Genomic DNA, 16,813 nt, shown 5'->3' on the forward strand with positions numbered 1-16,813 from the left:
GAGATGTACTATGGCATTTGACGGAATATTCCTTCATTTAATAAAAAACGAAATAGCATCAAAGGTTGTCGGCTTCAGGGTTGATAAAATCTATCAGCCGTCAAAAGAGGAGATACTTTTCACTTTTAGGACTTATGACGGAAGTGAAAAACTTCTTTTGTCTGCAAAGGCCGACAGCTCAAGAATACAGCTTACAAATCAATATATCGAAAATCCAAAAAAACCGCCTATGTTCACAATGCTTCTTCGCAAGCTCCTTTGCGGTGCGATTCTTCGGGAAATCAAGCAGGAAGGTTTTGAGAGAATACTCACACTTGTGTTTGATGCAAAAAACGATTTGGGTGACCCTGTTGAGTACAGACTTATTATTGAGATAATGGGCAAGTACAGCAACATTATTCTTGTTGATAAGAAATATAAAATCATTGAATGCGTAAAGCGAATTGACGAAACAAAGTCGTCTGTCAGAGAAATTTTGCCGGGATTAACTTATAAACTTCCTCCGACACAGGATAAAATGAATATCTTGACCGACAGTATCCCTGATATTGAAGCGAAAATGAAGTCGCTTGATACCACTCGTGGCAAGGCAGCAGGCAAGGTTATTCAGGGTATATCGCCGATTGTTGCCAACGAAATTGAGTTTGATTTGAGCCTTTCGGGATTGAAAGAGCATATCAATCATCCCGAACCGACTGTTGTCATTCTTGACAAGCCAAAAGATTTCACATATTTTATGCCACATCAATTTGGCGATTTGTGCACATATAAAACCTTTGATACACTTTCAGATTTGGTTGATTATTTCTATTATGAGCAGGTCAGAATTGAGAGAATAAGACAGCGTTCAAATGATTTGTTCCACCGTCTTAATACCCTTAAAGAGCGTGCCGTAAGAAAGTCAATTAACCGAAAGAGAGAACTCGATGAATGTGCGGATAAAGAAAGATTGAAAATCTGCGGTGACTTGATTAATGCAAATCTCCACCGTCTTGAAAAAGGTGCAATGTTCTACGATTTGGAGAATTATTATGACAATATGGCTCCAATCAGAATTCCTGTTGACCCAACTCTTTCTCCGGCACAGAATGCACAGAAATATTATAAGAATTATCGTAAAAAGCAGATTGCCGAAAACAAACTTCTTGATTTTATTAAAGAAGCGGATGAGGAGGCAAACTATCTTGAGACTGTAATTGATGAACTTTCAAGAGCCGAAACCGACAGTGAAATAACCGCTATCAGAGATGAGTTGCGTTCTGTCGGCTTGCTTTCAAGGGCAGGAACTAAAAATCAAAAGCAGAAAAAGCTCCCGCCAAAGAAGTATCTTTCTTCGGAGGGATACACAATTTTTGTCGGCAGAAATAATGTCCAAAACGATAAGTTGACGCTTAAAACAGCAAAGAATTATGATTTGTGGTTCCATGTTAAGGACACACCGGGCAGCCATGTCATTGTTGAAGCAGTAAAGGAAAAGCCGTTTACCGACAAATTGATTCGTGAGGCGGCAATGCTTGCCTGTGTCAATTCAAAAGCAGGCTCATCATCAAATGTTGCAGTTGATTACACTATTGTAAAAAATGTTCACAAGCCAAACGGTGCAAAGCCCGGTATGGTTATTTATGATGACTACAAAACGGAATATGTCACTCCAAACGAGGAGGAACTTTCGGAGGTGAAAGAGATTGAGTAATGTTGCGGTTATTCTCGGTGCGGGAAACGGTACAAGAATGAAGTGCGAGCAAAGCAAACTTTTGCTGAAAATAAAAGGTAAAACCGTGATTGAAAGAAGTGTTGAGGCTTTTCTCGGCATTTCCGATATTGATGAGGTTATTGTTGTTGCTCGTGAGCAGGATATAGAAACATTTGTCTCTCTTTTTCCTGACGAAAGGGTATCGTTTGCTATCGGCGGAGATACAAGACAGCAAAGTGTATACAATGCTGTTCAAACTATTGATGAAGCCGAACTTATTGCAATTCACGACGGTGCACGACCTCTCATTAGGGTAGAGGATATTGAGAACACTATCCGCCAAGCAAAAGAAAACAAAGCGGCGGCTGTCGGAATTCCGGTTAAAGATACAATAAAAATTATTGATAAGGATTCGTTTGTTGTTGAAACTCCGGAGCGTTCATCTCTTTTTGCCGTTCAAACTCCGCAAATTTTTGATTTCAAGATGTACAGCGAATTACTCGAAAAAGCGGTTGCAGACGGCAAGGATTTCACAGATGATTGTCAGCTTGCCGAATACAGCGGTGTAAAGGTTAAAATGGTCGAGGGCAGTTATTCTAATATAAAGATTACAACTCCTGATGACATTCCTGTTGCCGAAAGTTTGCTTGAAAAGGAAGAGGTGTGATTATGCGTATTGGTCACGGTTATGATGTTCATAAACTCGTTGAGGGCAGGAAGCTAATTGTCGGCGGAGTAGATATTCCGTATGAATTTGGACTTTTGGGTCATAGTGATGCCGATGTTTTGCTTCATGCAATTTCCGATGCGATATTGGGAGCGGCTGCTTTGGGCGATATCGGCGGAATGTTTCCCGATACAGATGAAAAGTGGAAGGGTGCAGATTCGCTTGTGCTTCTTGAAGCTGTTGTAAAAAGAGTGAATGATGAGGGATATTTTATTGAAAATATCGACTCAACTCTTATTGCACAGCAACCAAAAATGAAGCCACACATTTTGTCTATGAGAGAAAATATTGCAAAAGCTTGCGGAATTGATGTTTCACAGGTAAGCGTAAAGGCAACAACCGAGGAACAACTTGGATTTACAGGTAGAAAAGAGGGAATTTCAGCTCACGCTGTTGTCCTATTAAATAATGAGTAAAAGGGTAGAAAATATGGAAGAATTCACTTCAATTAAAGAAATACTTGATAAAACAGGCAAGTACACAGGCCTTACAAGAGGAACTTCAATGATGCCTATTATTCATCAAAATAGGGATAATATCATTGTTGTTAAACCGACAGGCAGATTGAAAAAATATGATGTCCCGGTTTATCAGCTTAAATCCGGCAGATATGTTATGCACAGAATTATTGAGGTTCATGATGATCATTATGTGATTGTCGGCGATAATCTTAAGGACAAAGAATATGTGACAGATGATATGATTTGCGGTGTGCTTGTTGGATATTTTCGCAAGGGTAAAAAATATGTAGATTGCAACAAAACAAAATGGTATAAGCTTTACTCTCGAATTTGGGTTGCTTTGTTTCCTATCAGACCGGTTTTTATGTTTGTTAATCGTTGTGTTAGTTTTGTCGAAAGAAGAATTTTAAAGAGGTACTGATATATTGGAACAGAATCGTAAATTTTCAAAATCAGATTTTGAAACTGTAAAATGGATGTGGCATACTTTTCATAAGGAGCGTTGGCATGTATTCATTTTGATTTTCTCAAATGCTATAAATGCCATTCTTTCAATTGTATATGCCGATTTTTCAAAAAATATTGTAAACGCTGCCACAAAAGAACATTCGTTTGACAGAGTTATATATTTTGCTGTTTGCTTTTTGGTGCTTACAATGGTTCAACTTCTGTTGACCCTTGTTTCAAGAAGTTTTACAGAACGCTGTAAGGCTCGAATAGAGGTTACACTCAGAAAGCATATTCTTGATGTCGTTTTAAAAAAAGATTATCAGGGTGTAACAAAGTATCACACCGGTGAAATTCAAAACAGAATGACAAGCGATGTCACAACAATTTCAGATGGCTTTACAACGATTTTACCAAATATAGTTAATTTTGTTGTAAGATTGGTGTGTGCATTTATTTATCTTGTTGCATTGGATAAGGTGTTCACGCTTGTATTTTTAGTCGGCGGTATTCTTGTTTTTGCGTTTAGCTTTTTATTCAGAAAAATATTAAAAAAACTTCACAAAAATGTACAAGAATCGGAAGGCAGAGTTCGTTCGTTTATTCAGGAAATTCTCACTTCATTGCTTGTTGTTAAATCATTTAATGTTGAGGAAAAAGTGTCAGGTGAAGCTGATGAACTTATGGAAATCAACTATAAAACAAAGATGAAGCGTCGTATGTTTGGTATTTTTGCAAATGCCGGTATTAATACAACTTTCAATTTGGGTTATGTATTTGCACTTGCTTATGGTTCATATAGATTACTTAATGGTTTGGATTATGGCAACCTTGTTGCTATGCTTCAACTTGTAAATCAAATTCAGTATCCGTTTTCATCTCTTTCAGGTATGCTTCCAAAATATTTTGCTCTTCTTGCATCTGCAGAGAGAATTATTGAACTTGATAATATTAAAGATGAGTTTGAAAAGAATAATCAGGACATTGATGTTAAGAGTACATACGAAAATCTTAATTCCATTGAATTTAAAGATATAACCTTTGGCTATGACAGAGATGTAATTCTTGACGATACTTCTTTAACCGTGAATAAGGGCGATTTCGTTGCTATTATGGGTATTTCAGGTATCGGCAAATCAACTCTTTTGAAGCTCCTTTTGGGCGTGTTCAATGTTGATAACGGTACGATAACGCTTGATGTCAATGGCAAAGAAATTCCTGTTGACTGCCATACAAGAAAGCTGTTTTCATATGTTCCGCAGGGTAATTTCCTTTTGTCAGGTACAATTAAGGACAACCTTAAGTTCATTAATTCAAATGCAACCGATGAAGAAATTGAAAAGGCTGTTAAGATTTCTTGTTCCGATCAGTTTGTGTATGATTTGCCTGACGGACTTGAAACCGTTATCGGTGAAAGGGGAATAGGACTTTCGGAAGGTCAGCTTCAGCGACTTGCTATTGCTCGTTCTATTCTTTCAAAATCGCCAATTATGCTCCTTGATGAGGCAACTTCTGCTCTTGACGAAGCAACTGAACTTCGCTTCTTAAAGAATTTAAAAGAAATGCAGGACAAAACCTGTATCATTGTTTCTCATAAGACTGCCGCCCTTGAAATTTGCAACAAGCATATTCAAATTGTTGACGGCAAGATTGTTGTGGAGGAAAAATAATGTTGATGACAAAATGGGGAGAGGACTTGAATAAAAATTGTCCTCTTTCGGAATATCCCCGTCCGCAGTTTAAGCGTGACAGCTATTTGAACCTTAATGGCATTTGGCAGTGCGAATTTTGTGAAAGCGAGGAAATCCCGTCAAAGTTTTCATATGATATAGTTGTTCCGTTTTCTCCTGAAACACCACTTTCGGGCGTTAACAGAATGCTCAAATCAAATGAATATCTGATTTATAATAAAAAATTTGACTTGCCTGACGATTTTAATAAAGGCAAAGTGTTCGTTCATTTTGGTGCTGTCGACCAAATTGCCAAGGTGTATTTAAACGGTAGATTTGTCGGCGTTCATCATGGTGGCTATACTCCGTTTAGTTTTGAAGTTTCTCATCTTATTCAAGAGCATAATACTTTGAATGTTGTTGTTCGTGATTTAACAGAAAAAAACGAGTATTCAAGAGGAAAGCAAAAAACTAACAGAGGCGGTATTTGGTATTCTGCACAAAGCGGAATTTGGCAAACTGTTTGGCTTGAAAGTACACCGGATGAATATATCCCCAATGTTCGTATAACTCCTGATTTGGATAATCAAACTGTCATGTTTGAAGCGGATGGGAATATCACTGTTCAAAAGCTCATCTATGACGGCGACAAGTTGATTGCCGACACAACAGATACCGTTGTTAAACTTGAAAATGTAAAAGAATGGTCACCCGAAAATCCGTTTCTTTATGATGTTGTGTTTAAGTATAAGAATGACGAGGTTCGCTCATATTTCGGTATGCGCAAATTCTCTGTCGGAACTGACGACAACGGTATGCCTCGACTTATGCTTAATAATAAGCCGTATTTTATGAACGGCTTGCTTGACCAGGGTTATTATCCTGACGGATTGCTTACTCCTCCGTCAAATGAAGCTATGAAGTTTGATGTGAAATCAATCAAAAATCTTGGGTTCAATATGCTCCGCAAACATATAAAAATCGAGCCGATGCTTTGGTATCACTACTGTGATGTAAACGGTATTATCGTTTGGCAGGATATGATTAACGGTGGCGGAAATTACGGACTTGAAGTCAGTGCCATTCCGTTTGTCGGCATCAATCTTGATGATTCAAATTATAAGACCTTTAAGCGCACAAGCCTTGAAGCACGCAAACTTTATTATAAAGAACTTGAAGAAATGATTGCCGTTCTTTATAATTGTCCGTGCATTGCTATGTGGGTTCCTTTCAACGAAGGATGGGGACAGTTCGACAGCAATTATGCTTATACTCTCGTCAAAGCTATGGACAGCACTCGAATTGTAGATTCTGCATCAGGTTGGCACGATAGGGGTCAAACCGATGTTATTTCAAAGCATATTTATTTCACTCCGATTAAAGTTCATTCGGGCAATAAACCGTGGTGCTTAACGGAGTTCGGTGGATTGAGCACCAGAGTTAAGGGTCATACCTTTAATAATAAGATGTTTGGTTATAAGATATTTAATTCGAAACAAGGGATTACAAAAGCATATAAAAACTTGTTTGAAAAAACGATTATTCCTCAAATCAAAGACGGCTTGTCTGCAACTGTATATACACAGGTCACAGATGTTGAGGATGAACTCAACGGTCTTTTCACTTATGACAGAAAGGTGCAAAAGATTGACACCGAAGTACTAAAATCAATTAACGAAAGGGTTAAATTATAATGAAAGCAATTATCAAAACAAACAAAGGTGATATGTCGTTCGACCTTATGCCTGAGGTAGCACCAAAGACAGTAGAAAACTTTGCTACTCATGCAAAGAACGGCTATTATGACGGACTTATTTTCCACAGAGTAATCAAAGACTTTATGATTCAGGGCGGTGACCCAACCGGTACAGGTATGGGCGGTGAATCAATCTGGGGCAAGAACTTTGAAGATGAATTTTCACTTGATGCACGCAATTATTACGGCGCACTTTCAATGGCCAATGCAGGTCCAAATACAAACGGCTCACAATTCTTTATCGTTCAGGCAAAGAATGTTGACCCTCAACTTCTTGCTCAAATGGAAGATTTGCAGGATAACGGCTTCCCTCGTGAGGTTATCGACACTTATAAAGAAAAGGGCGGTACTCCTTGGCTCGACTTCCATCACACAGTTTTCGGTATGATTACTGACGGCGAGGATGTTCTTGAGGACATTGCAGCAACCAAAACAGGAATGAACGACAAGCCTGTATTTGATGTTGTGATTGACACAATCGAAATTATCGACTAATCATATTTTGACAAATTATACTCTCTTTGCATTTTATAATGTATGCAAAGGGGGTATTTTTATTGTTGTTTATGTTGATATACTTTTAGCACTGAACTTTTTTGTGTCGTTCTTCCTTTTGCAAATCACCTGTCTGTTCTCAAAACGCAAGCCGAAATTAATTAGAATAATTATTGCTTCCGCAATCGGTGCTGTTTATTCGTTGATTATATTTTGCGATGATGTGCCTGCGTTAGTCCTTGCAATTACAAAACTGCTTGTATCTTTTGTAATGGTGTTTGTGTCCTTTGGATATAAAGGCGTTGTTGTTTTTTTGAAGCAAGTTGCAGTGTTCTATTTTGGTAACTTTTTGCTGTTAGGCATCGTGATGTGTGCCTGTTATTTGTTCAAACTTAAATTTATTGCAGTCAATAATGATGTTTTGTATTTTGATGTTTCATCGTCAACAATTATTGTTTGCACAGCATTTGCGTATGTTGTTTCAAGTGTGATTATCAGATTGTATAATCGTACACTGTCAAAAAAAGAAATCTATTTTTTAACAATAGAAAACAACGGAACATCGACCGATTTGCTCGCTTTTTTAGATACAGGCAACAAACTCCGTGAACCTTTCTCAAATGCTCCCGTGATTATTGTTGATTCTTCAAAAATTTCCGCAGACGGAAAAAATACAAGGCTCGTTCCTGTCACAACAGTTAACGGCGTTGGATTTTTGACCGCTTTTAAGCCTGACAAAATCATTCTCAAATCAACCAAAGGGGAGGAAGTAATTGAAAATGCATATATAGCCTTGAGCAATGATGTAAAAGATGAGAATTACTCCGCAATTTTAAATTATGATATTCTTTCAATTTGAGGTGCTTTTATGAAAAATATTTTTTTGCGTTTGCTTTTGAGATTTTTTCCAAAGCAGTTTTGTCATTATATAAACGGTCCCGATGTTTTACCGCCTCCGCTGAAAAGGGAAGAAGAGCAAAAAATTATGCTTGAACTTGCCGACGGAAATGACGAACACAAGGATTTGTTGGTTGTGCACAATCTTCGACTTGTGGTGTATATTGCACGCAAGTACGAGTGTCCAACTGCCACAACCGAAGATTTGGTTTCTATCGGAACAATCGGTTTGATGAAAGCGGTCAACACTTTTGATTACACAAAAAATATCAAACTTGCTACCTATGCTTCTCGCTGTATCGAAAACGAAATTCTTATGTATCTGCGAAAAACAGGAAATTCAAAAATCGAATTGTCGTTTGATGAACCGTTGAGCACGGACTGGGACGGCAATGAGATGACACTTCGTGATGTACTCGGCACAGAACCTGACGAAATCAGCCAAAACATTGAGTACGAGGACGAAAAGAAATTGCTCCGCAAAATCGTTTCAAACCTGCCCGAAAAAGAAAAAGACATAATGAACAGGCGATTTGGTTTGAACGGCTACAAAGCCCTCACTCAAAAGCAATTGGCGGATGAACTTTCAATCTCTCAATCATACATATCCCGCCTTGAAAAACGCATAATTTCAAATCTCCGCAAGGAGTTTGACAAGGCACAAAAAATCAGTTGAGCGAACAAATATGTCCTTGACTTTTGTTACCTTGCGTGTTATTATATTCGGGCAGTTGCACCTGTGGCGGAACTGGCAGACGCGCTAGATTTAGGATCTAGTATCGAGAGATGTGCAGGTTCGATTCCTGTCAGGTGCACCAATAAAAACCCACTCATTCGAGTGGGCTTTATTTTAACTTGTTTTTGAACAAGCTATTCTTATTTTGTTATTCATCTTTCAGTGCTTGATTTATTGTGTTGAGCACTGTTTTTTTATCTGCTGACCAGAGGGGGGCAATCAGGTCTTTTTTTGCTCCGTCACCTGTCAGGCGGTGGATAACCACATTTTCAGGGATGATTTGTACACATTCCTTTATTATCTCTGTGTACTGTTCCAATGTCAGCACCTCAAATTTGCCTTGCTCATAATATTTTGCAAGGTCTGTGCCTTTGAGAATGTGAAGCAGTTGAAGCTTTATTCCGTCAGTGACCTTGCACGCATATTTAACGCTATTCAGCATATCTTCCTTGCTTTCGTTTGGTAAGCCTAAAATGATGTGAGTAACCACATTTATGCCGATTTTGTGCAAGTCTGCAACTGCTTTGTCGTAAACTTCAAGTGTGTAGCCTCTACGGATGTATTTTGCTGTATCTTCGTTGATTGTTTGTAGCCCAAGTTCAACAAATATCGGTTTGATTTTGTTGAGTTCATCAAGCAATGCGAGAACATCATCTCCAAGGCAATCGGGTCTTGTACCGATTGAAAGTGCAACAATGTCGGGGTTATTGATTGCTTCTTCGTATATCGTCCTTAATCGTTCAACAGAAGCGTAGGTATTGGTGAATGCCTGAAAATATGCAATATATTTGCCGTTTTTGATTTTCTTTTCAAGTCGCTTTTTGCCATTCTCAATTTGCTCTGTAATTGTCAGGTCGGGACTTTCGGCAAAATCACCGCTTCCGCCTTTTGAACAAAATATACATCCTCTTGTGTCGATTGAACCGTTACGATTCGGACAGGTGAAACCTCCGTTTAGTGCGATTTTATATACCTTTTCGCCAAATCGTTCTTTGAGATAATTATTGAGCGTTGTATATTTCATAAAATTCTTTCAGGTTCTTTTCGTTTCCGCAAACATAGGATGTAATCTTGTTAAGGCTTAATTCGTCACCGTTCACCTGTGTGCAAATTCCGCCTGCTTCGTGCAAAATCAGAGTTGCACCCGCCCAATCCCAAGGGCGAATAATAAGCTCATAATACAAATCGGCTTTTCCCGCTGCAATATAGCAGATGTCAAGTGCTGCCGAACCGCCTCGTCTGACTTCAATAGCTTTATAAAATACATCTTCTGTAAGTTTGAATGTTTTGTGTGCAAGTTCGTGTTCGTATGGGCAAGTTCCGAAAAGTACAAGACTTTTTTCAATATTACAATCGCTGACATGGATTGGCTTGCCGTTGAGAAATGCACCTTTGCCTTTTTCGGCATAGTAGAGGTTATTCAAATCAGGGTCGAGTACAACGCCGATGATCAACTCTTTGTCCTTTGCAAGACCAACGCTGATTGCACTGTGCTGAAAGCCTTTTATAAAATTTGTTGTGCCGTCAATAGGGTCAATGATGAAACAGTAGCCGTCAGTAAGTTCCTTGTTTCCGTCACCTTCCTCACCAAAAAGCTGTGCATCGGGAAGAACCTTTTTGAGTTCTGTATATAAAAAGTCCTGAATTTTTTTGTCATATTTTGTAACGAGGTCAACGCTTGAACTTTTTTCACAAATACCAAGGTCGTCGCCTGCACTGCGGTATATTTCTCCTGCTTTTTTAACTATTTCAATAATTTGATTTAACATAATATCATCTCCGTGTTGAATATAAATTGATTATATCATATTTAATTTTTATTTCAATATAATTTAGTATGTTCATTATACTTTTGCTGTCCAAGATTTTAATAAAAATATTGAATATAACAGGCAAGGGAGCTACCTCTCTACCCGGAAAATTAGCACTTAAACTAAAGCCCGGAATACTTTTTCATCTTTCAAGAGGTGTTTACTGCATTTGCGTTACGGGAACAAACGGAAAAACAACAACCTGTGCAATGATTGAACACGGAATGAAAAACAATAATATTCCGTGTTTTATCAACAAAAGCGGTGCCAATATGCTCGGCGGTGTTGCAACTGCATTTATTAAAAATTCAAATTTATTCGGCAAACCAAAATGCAGATATGCGGTTCTTGAATGTGATGAAAACAGCCTGCCGTTAATTACAAATTCTATCAATGCCAAGATAATTGTTGTAACAAATATTTTTCGTGACCAGCTCGACAGATACGCCGAGGTTAACACGACTTTTGATAAAATCAAGCAGGGAATAGAAAATTCGCCAAATGCAACTATTGTTCTTAATGCGGATTGTCCGCTTACATATTCGCTTAAATTCCATTGCAAAAATGATGTTGTGTCTTTTGGTGTAAACGGTAACGGCAAAGGCAATGTTCCGTCTGATTCGCCGTTTTGTCCGTGTTGCAGTTCAAGACTAAAATACAATAGCGTTATGTATGCACAGCTTGGTGATTTTTGTTGCCCGAATTGTAAGTATAAAAGGGTCACTCCCGATTTGTGCGCAACCGATGTGCACGGCTCTTCGTTTATTCTTGATGGAAAAAGTATAACTCTTGCACTCGGTGGTATATATAATGTATATAATTTTTTGTCCGCTTCGTCTGTGCTTAATTTATTACATCTTAATTATTTACCGCTTCAATCGTTTGGCGGTTCGTTTGGCAGAATGGAGAACTTTTATTGTGATAACAGAAAAATCACGGTTATGCTTGTGAAAAATCCTGTTGGCTTTTCAAATTGCATAAACTATGCTTTTGGTCGTTTTGGTGAATTTGAAAGCGTGTTTGCGCTCAATGATAATGATGCAGACGGCAAGGATGTCAGCTGGATATGGGATGTTGATTTTTCAGCTGTGAAATCAAGAAAAAATTATACTGTCGGCAAGCGGGCATATGATATGGCACTTCGCCTAAAATATGACGGAATTGTACCGACTGTAATTGATGGCGAGGACTATTCAAAACTGATTGCTTTAATCAAAAACGGAAACACGGATTTTGTGATTTTTTCAACCTATACAGCTATGATGAATTTGAGGCATTTGTTGATAGAAAATTTTGGCGGTGATGAATTTTGGCAGTAAAGATTCTTCACTTGTATCCTGAAGAAATGAATTTGTACGGCGACAAGGGCAATGTGATTTGCCTAAAAAAACGGCTCGAAGCACGCAATTACAAGGTTGATGTCATCAATGTTGGGATGGGAGAGCGAATACCCGATTTTGATATTTTGTTCATTGGCGGTGGGCAGGACAAGGAAATGTCAATTGTCAGACGAGATGTTCGCAGAAAAGCGGAGGAACTGTCCTATTATATTCATTCGGGAAAAACCGTTCTTGCAATTTGCGGTGGCTATCAGCTGTTGGGTGAATATTACAAAACAGCCTCTGCACAGGTTATTGAACTGTCGGGAGCTTTGCCGTTTTTTACAGAGGGTGCAAAGCAAAGACTGATTGGCAATGTTGTGTTTGAGTCGCCGTTTGGCAAAATTGTTGGATTTGAAAATCATAGCGGAAAAACATATATTGCAAATGAACTTTGTCCGCTTGGTCGTGTGATTTCAGGCTTTGGAAATAATGGCGAGGACAGTACGGAGGGAGTACTATATAAAAACACTTTTGGTACTTATGCACACGGTCCTGTTTTGCCTAAAAATCCTATGCTTGCCGATGAAATAATAAAAAGAGCATTGCAGGTAAACGAATTACCCAACATTGATGACGAACTTGAGAATTTGTGTCATAATTCTCTTGTTTCAAGATTTACATAGCACTTGACAAAATGCCTCGCTTTTGGTAAGATACTATCAATATTGAAAGGCAGTGATTAAGAGGAGTAACACCCGATTGTTTTTCAGAGAGTTGACGGTTGGTGCAAGTCAGCAGGCAGACGGTGTGAAGGTAGCTTATGAGCCGATAGGATGAAGTAGCAGTAGTTCTATCCGTATTTCTGCGTTAAGGAAATGAGTGGCACAGTCGCTACACTGTGCAATTTGAGTGGTACCACGGATTTATTCGCCTCATATTTTGAGGCGTTTTTTATTTTTTATAGGAGATGAAAAAATGGCAAAAGAACTTGCAAAGCAGTATAATCCTTCTGAAGTTGAGGATCGCACCTATGACTTTTGGTGCAAAAACAAATACTTCCATGCAAAAAGAGAAGAAGGCAAGAAAACTTACACAATAGTAATTCCGCCTCCAAATATCACAGGTCAGCTCCATATGGGACATGCCCTTGATAACACACTTCAAGATATTCTTATTCGTTATCACAGAATGGCAGGCTACGACACCCTTTGGCTTCCGGGCACAGACCACGCTTCAATCGCAACAGAAGCAAAGATTGTTGAAAAAATGCGTGAAGAGGGCATCACCAAAGAGGATTTGGGCAGAGATAAGTTCCTTGAGCGTGCTTGGGATTGGAAAAAGCAATACGGTGGCAGAATCATTGAACAGCTCAAGAAAATGGGCTCATCTTGCGACTGGGACAGAGAGCGTTTCACTCTTGACGAGGGTTGCTCAAAGGCTGTTCGTGAGGTTTTCGTTGGCCTTTATGACAAAGATTTGATTTATCGTGGCAACAGAATGGTAAACTGGTGTCCTCATTGCAACACTTCGATTTCGGATGCCGAGGTTGAATATGAGGAAAAAGAGGGTAATTTCTGGCATCTTCTTTACACAGTTAAGGAAACAGGCGAAAAACTTGAACTTGCTACCACAAGACCCGAAACTATGCTTGGCGATACAGCTGTAGCTATCAACGGTGACGACCCACGATACGCACATCTTCACGGTTGCCATGTTATTCTTCCGCTTCTTAATAAGGAAATTCCTATCGTATGCGATGAACATGCGGATATGACAAAAGGTACAGGTGTTGTAAAGATTACTCCTGCTCACGACCCTAACGACTTTGAAGTAGGTCTTCGTCATAATCTCCCTATCGTTCGTACTTTCACATATGACGGACATATGACAGGCGCAAAAGACAAGGCTGTTGCCGATGAAATCTTTGCTTCAGGCAGAGCAACACAGAATGAACCTGAAGTTCTTGATTGTGGCAAATATGCAGGTATGACAACTCTTGAAGCAAGAAAGGCAATTATTGCCGATCTTGAAGCAGGCGGTTATATCAAGGAAATTGAGCCACTCAAGCACGATGTCGGCACTTGCTATCGTTGCCATTCAACAATTGAGCCGATGGTTTCAAAGCAGTGGTTTGTAAAGATGGACCCTCTCGCAGGTCCTGCAATTGATGCTGTTGAAAACGGCGACATCAAGTTCGTTCCTGAAAGATTTAAGAAAAACTATATGAGCTGGATGCGTGGCACAAGAGATTGGTGCATTTCCCGTCAGCTTTGGTGGGGTCACAGAATTCCTGCGTGGTACTGCGATGATTGTGGTGCTACTATGGTTTCAAAGGAAGATCTTTGCGAATGTACAAAGTGCGGCAGCAAGAATATTAAACAAGACCCTGACACACTTGATACTTGGTTCTCATCAGCATTGTGGCCGTTTTCAACTCTTGGCTGGCCTGATGAAACAGAGGATTTGAAGCATTATTATCCAACAAACACTCTTGTTACAGGTTATGACATTATCGGTTTCTGGGTTTCAAGAATGATTTTCTCCGGACTTGCATACACAGATAAAGCACCGTTTGACACAGTTCTCATCCATGGTCTTGTTCGTGATGCACAGGGCAGAAAGATGTCAAAATCACTCGGAAACGGTATTGACCCACTCGAAATTATTGATAAGTACGGTGCAGATGCACTCCGCTTCACTCTTGCAACAGGCAACTCACCGGGAAATGATATGCGTTTCTCCGATGACAAGGTTATGGCTTCCCGTAACTTTGCAAACAAGCTTTGGAACGCAGCAAGATTTGTTCTTATGTATCTTGGTGATGATTTCAAGTACAACGGACTTCCTCAAAATCTTCTTATTGAGGATAAGTGGATTGTTTCAAAGGCTAATTCTCTTGCAAAAGAGGTTACAGAAAATCTTGATAAGTACGAGCTTGGTATTGCAGTTCAAAAGCTCTATGATTTTATTTGGGATGTTTTCTGCGATTGGTATATCGAAATTGCAAAGATTAGACTTCAGGGCGATGACGAAAGTGCAAAGGATGACGTAAAGGCTGTATTGGTGTTTGTTCTTACCTATATCTTGAAGCTTCTCCATCCGTTTATGCCGTTTATTACAGAGGAAATTTATCAGGCTATTCCACATGATGCAGAGTCTATTATGGTATCGGAGTGGTGCAAGTTTGATGAGTCGCTTACATTTGAGGCTGACGAAACAGAAATGGAAAAGATTATGGCTTCCATTCGTGCAATTCGTAACCGCAGAGCAGAGATGAACATTCCTCCTTCAAAGAAGTCAAAGGTGTTTATTGAAACTTCAAATATTGCCACATTCTCAAACGGTGTTGACTTTGTAAAGCGCCTTGCATATGCAAACGAGGTTGAAGTTAACGAATCATTCGGAGATCTCGGCAATGTTGTAACTATCATCACCGATGATGCAAGAGTTTACATTCCTCTCGGTGATTTGGTAGACTTTGAAGCAGAAAAGAAGCGCCTTGAAAAAGAACTTGCAACAGCAGAAGATAAACTTGAGTTCATAAACAAGAAGCTCAACAACCCCGGATTTGTAAACAAAGCACCTGAAAAGGTAGTTCAGCAAAACAAGGATGACGCTGCAAAACTTGAAGAAAAGATTGCACAGATTAAAAAGTCAATCGAGGAAATCGCACAGCAATGATTTATAACGAAGCACTAAACTTCATATTGGGTAAACAAAGCCTCGGCATTATGCCGGGGCTTACTCGTATTATAAATTTGCTTGAAACTATGGGTAATCCGCAAAACGATATAAAGATTATTCACATTGCAGGCACAAACGGCAAGGGCACTGTTGCCAAAACAATCAATAATGCTTTGATTGATTCAGGCCACAAAGTTGGGCTTTTTTCATCTCCTTGGATTGATGATTATCGAGAACAAATCCAAATCAATAACGAATTTATTTCCGAGGAAGAATTTGCTTCTTATGTAGATAAATACAAGGACAACAATTGCACGGAATTTGAATTCTTGACTGCAATTATGTACAAATATTTTGCCGACATCAAGGTGGATTATGCGGTTGTCGAATGCGGAATGGGCGGCAAGGGAGACAGCACAAATGTTGAACAGTCGAATATTTCCGTTATAACTTCAATTTCGCTCGACCACACTGCGTTTTTGGGCGATACTGTTGAGCAGATTGCAGAAGAAAAAAGCGGAATTCTTCGCAAAAATTCCACTTGTTTTTTGTATCCTAACCCAAATGTTGAACATGTTTTTGATGGCAAATGCAAAAAACTTGTTAAGATTAAAGAACAGGGCAATTTCAAGAAAAATAACCTTGCAACCGCAAATGCTGTGCTTGAGTTATTAGGTGTTCCAACCGTGGAACAATGTGCTCAGTTGCCTGCAAGACAGGAATATATCGGCAATGTTATGCTTGACGGAGCTCATAATAAAAACGGCGCACAGGCTCTTGAACCGTATCTTCCAAACGGCAAAGTCACAGCTGTTATCGGTATGATGAAAGACAAGGATGTTGACGGATATTTGTCAATCATTGCTCCGCATTTGAACAGAATTATCACAACAACACCCGGCAATCCTCGTTCAATGCCTGCCGAGAAGTTGAAGCATCTTGCTCAAAAATATTGCAAAGATGTTGTTGCCGTTGACAGTTCAAATGAAGCCGTTGCACTCGCAAAGCAGGACGAAAACTTCAAACTCGTTTGTGGTTCGTTTTATCTTGCAAGAGAAGTCAGAAATTTAATTTAACCGCTTCTATATTTTTACAAAATATGCTATACCGATCT

At 39.1% G+C, this 16,813-nt stretch carries 15 protein-coding genes, 1 tRNA gene and 1 other annotated feature; of the genes, 14 read left to right on the forward strand and 2 right to left on the reverse strand.

All coding sequences use genetic code 11. From position 1 onward, the window contains the following. The first annotated feature begins 10 nt into the window (after nt 1–10). The 10 genes from B5D29_RS03060 to B5D29_RS03105 all read left to right on the forward strand — a co-directional run bounded on the left by B5D29_RS03060 (nt 11) and on the right by B5D29_RS03105 (nt 8,964). Nucleotides 11–1,693 carry an Rqc2 family fibronectin-binding protein gene (locus tag B5D29_RS03060; RefSeq protein WP_078768110.1) on the forward strand — a complete coding sequence of 561 codons (1,683 nt, stop codon included), beginning with the start codon at nt 11–13 and terminating at the stop codon, nt 1,691–1,693. Further along, nucleotides 1,686–2,360: a 2-C-methyl-D-erythritol 4-phosphate cytidylyltransferase gene (ispD, locus tag B5D29_RS03065; RefSeq protein WP_078768111.1), complete on the forward strand. Its 675-nt coding sequence runs from the start codon at nt 1,686–1,688 to the stop codon at nt 2,358–2,360. Before B5D29_RS03060 ends, ispD begins: the two co-directional genes overlap by 8 nt. A gap of 2 nt (nt 2,361–2,362) precedes the next feature. Then, nucleotides 2,363–2,836 carry a 2-C-methyl-D-erythritol 2,4-cyclodiphosphate synthase gene (gene ispF, locus B5D29_RS03070; protein ID WP_078768112.1) on the forward strand — a complete coding sequence of 158 codons (474 nt, stop codon included), beginning with the start codon at nt 2,363–2,365 and terminating at the stop codon, nt 2,834–2,836. 13 nt (nt 2,837–2,849) lie between these two features. Beyond that, nucleotides 2,850–3,302, forward strand: a complete 453-nt coding sequence (locus B5D29_RS03075) for a S24/S26 family peptidase (protein ID WP_159443385.1) — start codon at nt 2,850–2,852, stop codon at nt 3,300–3,302. Nucleotides 3,303–3,306: 4 nt separating this feature from the next. Then, nucleotides 3,307–4,998, forward strand: a complete 1,692-nt coding sequence (locus tag B5D29_RS03080) for an ABC transporter ATP-binding protein (RefSeq protein ID WP_078768114.1) — start codon at nt 3,307–3,309, stop codon at nt 4,996–4,998. Further along, complete coding sequence (locus tag B5D29_RS03085) at nt 4,998–6,692, forward strand: glycoside hydrolase family 2 protein (RefSeq protein ID WP_078768115.1); 1,695 nt, start codon at nt 4,998–5,000, stop codon at nt 6,690–6,692. Before B5D29_RS03080 ends, B5D29_RS03085 begins: the two co-directional genes overlap by 1 nt. Continuing rightward, nucleotides 6,692–7,249, forward strand: a complete 558-nt coding sequence (locus B5D29_RS03090; protein WP_078768116.1) for a peptidylprolyl isomerase — start codon at nt 6,692–6,694, stop codon at nt 7,247–7,249. The genes B5D29_RS03085 and B5D29_RS03090 overlap by 1 nt, the downstream gene beginning before the upstream one ends. A gap of 7 nt (nt 7,250–7,256) precedes the next feature. Further along, nucleotides 7,257–8,108 (forward strand): sigma-E processing peptidase SpoIIGA, encoded by an 852-nt coding sequence (locus tag B5D29_RS03095; RefSeq protein WP_278286412.1) that lies wholly within the window; start codon nt 7,257–7,259, stop codon nt 8,106–8,108. A gap of 9 nt (nt 8,109–8,117) precedes the next feature. Then, on the forward strand, nt 8,118–8,822 hold the full coding sequence (locus B5D29_RS03100) for a sigma-70 family RNA polymerase sigma factor (RefSeq protein ID WP_078768118.1): 705 nt from the start codon (nt 8,118–8,120) through the stop codon (nt 8,820–8,822). Nucleotides 8,823–8,879: 57 nt separating this feature from the next. Further along, a tRNA-Leu gene (locus B5D29_RS03105) sits at nt 8,880–8,964 on the forward strand. A 66-nt stretch (nt 8,965–9,030) separates the two neighbouring features. On the opposite strand, the gene mnmL is transcribed toward B5D29_RS03105, so the two are convergent. Both mnmL and B5D29_RS03115 read right to left on the reverse strand, forming a co-directional pair. Next, a complete protein-coding gene (mnmL, locus tag B5D29_RS03110) occupies nt 9,031–9,906 on the reverse strand; it encodes a tRNA modification radical SAM protein MnmL/YtqA (RefSeq protein WP_078768119.1) in 876 nt (291 codons plus the stop codon). Then, nucleotides 9,884–10,651 (reverse strand): inositol monophosphatase family protein, encoded by a 768-nt coding sequence (locus B5D29_RS03115; RefSeq protein ID WP_078768120.1) that lies wholly within the window; start codon nt 10,649–10,651, stop codon nt 9,884–9,886. The genes mnmL and B5D29_RS03115 overlap by 23 nt, the downstream gene beginning before the upstream one ends. Nucleotides 10,652–10,719: 68 nt before the next feature. On the opposite strand from B5D29_RS03115, the gene B5D29_RS03120 reads away from it, so the two are divergent. The 4 genes from B5D29_RS03120 to B5D29_RS03135 all read left to right on the forward strand — a co-directional run bounded on the left by B5D29_RS03120 (nt 10,720) and on the right by B5D29_RS03135 (nt 16,775). Beyond that, nucleotides 10,720–12,012, forward strand: a complete 1,293-nt coding sequence (locus B5D29_RS03120) for a MurT ligase domain-containing protein (RefSeq protein WP_078768121.1) — start codon at nt 10,720–10,722, stop codon at nt 12,010–12,012. Beyond that, nucleotides 12,003–12,698: a type 1 glutamine amidotransferase gene (locus tag B5D29_RS03125; RefSeq protein ID WP_078768122.1), complete on the forward strand. Its 696-nt coding sequence runs from the start codon at nt 12,003–12,005 to the stop codon at nt 12,696–12,698. Before B5D29_RS03120 ends, B5D29_RS03125 begins: the two co-directional genes overlap by 10 nt. 43 nt (nt 12,699–12,741) lie before the next feature. Continuing rightward, nucleotides 12,742–12,953 (forward strand) — a binding site (T-box leader). Between the two features lie 37 nt (nt 12,954–12,990). Further along, nucleotides 12,991–15,696 (forward strand): valine--tRNA ligase, encoded by a 2,706-nt coding sequence (locus tag B5D29_RS03130; protein ID WP_078768123.1) that lies wholly within the window; start codon nt 12,991–12,993, stop codon nt 15,694–15,696. Beyond that, the gene (locus B5D29_RS03135) at nt 15,693–16,775 is read left to right on the forward strand and encodes a bifunctional folylpolyglutamate synthase/dihydrofolate synthase (RefSeq protein ID WP_078768124.1); all 1,083 of its coding nucleotides are present in this window, start codon (nt 15,693–15,695) and stop codon (nt 16,773–16,775) included. Before B5D29_RS03130 ends, B5D29_RS03135 begins: the two co-directional genes overlap by 4 nt. The last annotated feature ends 38 nt before the right edge of the window (nt 16,776–16,813 follow it).

The organism is Eubacterium coprostanoligenes, from assembly GCF_900167205.1.
In the GTDB taxonomy this organism is placed as follows: Bacteria; Bacillota; Clostridia; order Oscillospirales; family Acutalibacteraceae; genus Eubacterium_R; species Eubacterium_R coprostanoligenes.

Excerpts from the sequence above, each read along its gene's own strand:
- B5D29_RS03060 (WP_078768110.1), top strand. The coding sequence starts at position 11 with ATGGCATTTGACGGAATATTCCTTCATTTAATAAAAAACGAAATAGCA.
- ispF (WP_078768112.1), top strand. The coding sequence starts at position 2,363 with ATGCGTATTGGTCACGGTTATGATGTTCATAAACTCGTTGAGGGCAGG.
- B5D29_RS03075 (WP_159443385.1), top strand. The coding sequence starts at position 2,850 with ATGGAAGAATTCACTTCAATTAAAGAAATACTTGATAAAACAGGCAAG.
- B5D29_RS03085 (WP_078768115.1), top strand. The coding sequence starts at position 4,998 with ATGTTGATGACAAAATGGGGAGAGGACTTGAATAAAAATTGTCCTCTT.
- B5D29_RS03090 (WP_078768116.1), top strand. The coding sequence starts at position 6,692 with ATGAAAGCAATTATCAAAACAAACAAAGGTGATATGTCGTTCGACCTT.
- B5D29_RS03100 (WP_078768118.1), top strand. The coding sequence starts at position 8,118 with ATGAAAAATATTTTTTTGCGTTTGCTTTTGAGATTTTTTCCAAAGCAG.
- mnmL (WP_078768119.1), bottom strand. The coding sequence starts at position 9,906 with ATGAAATATACAACGCTCAATAATTATCTCAAAGAACGATTTGGCGAA.
- B5D29_RS03115 (WP_078768120.1), bottom strand. The coding sequence starts at position 10,651 with ATGTTAAATCAAATTATTGAAATAGTTAAAAAAGCAGGAGAAATATAC.
- B5D29_RS03120 (WP_078768121.1), top strand. The coding sequence starts at position 10,720 with ATGTTCATTATACTTTTGCTGTCCAAGATTTTAATAAAAATATTGAAT.
- B5D29_RS03130 (WP_078768123.1), top strand. The coding sequence starts at position 12,991 with ATGGCAAAAGAACTTGCAAAGCAGTATAATCCTTCTGAAGTTGAGGAT.
- B5D29_RS03135 (WP_078768124.1), top strand. The coding sequence starts at position 15,693 with ATGATTTATAACGAAGCACTAAACTTCATATTGGGTAAACAAAGCCTC.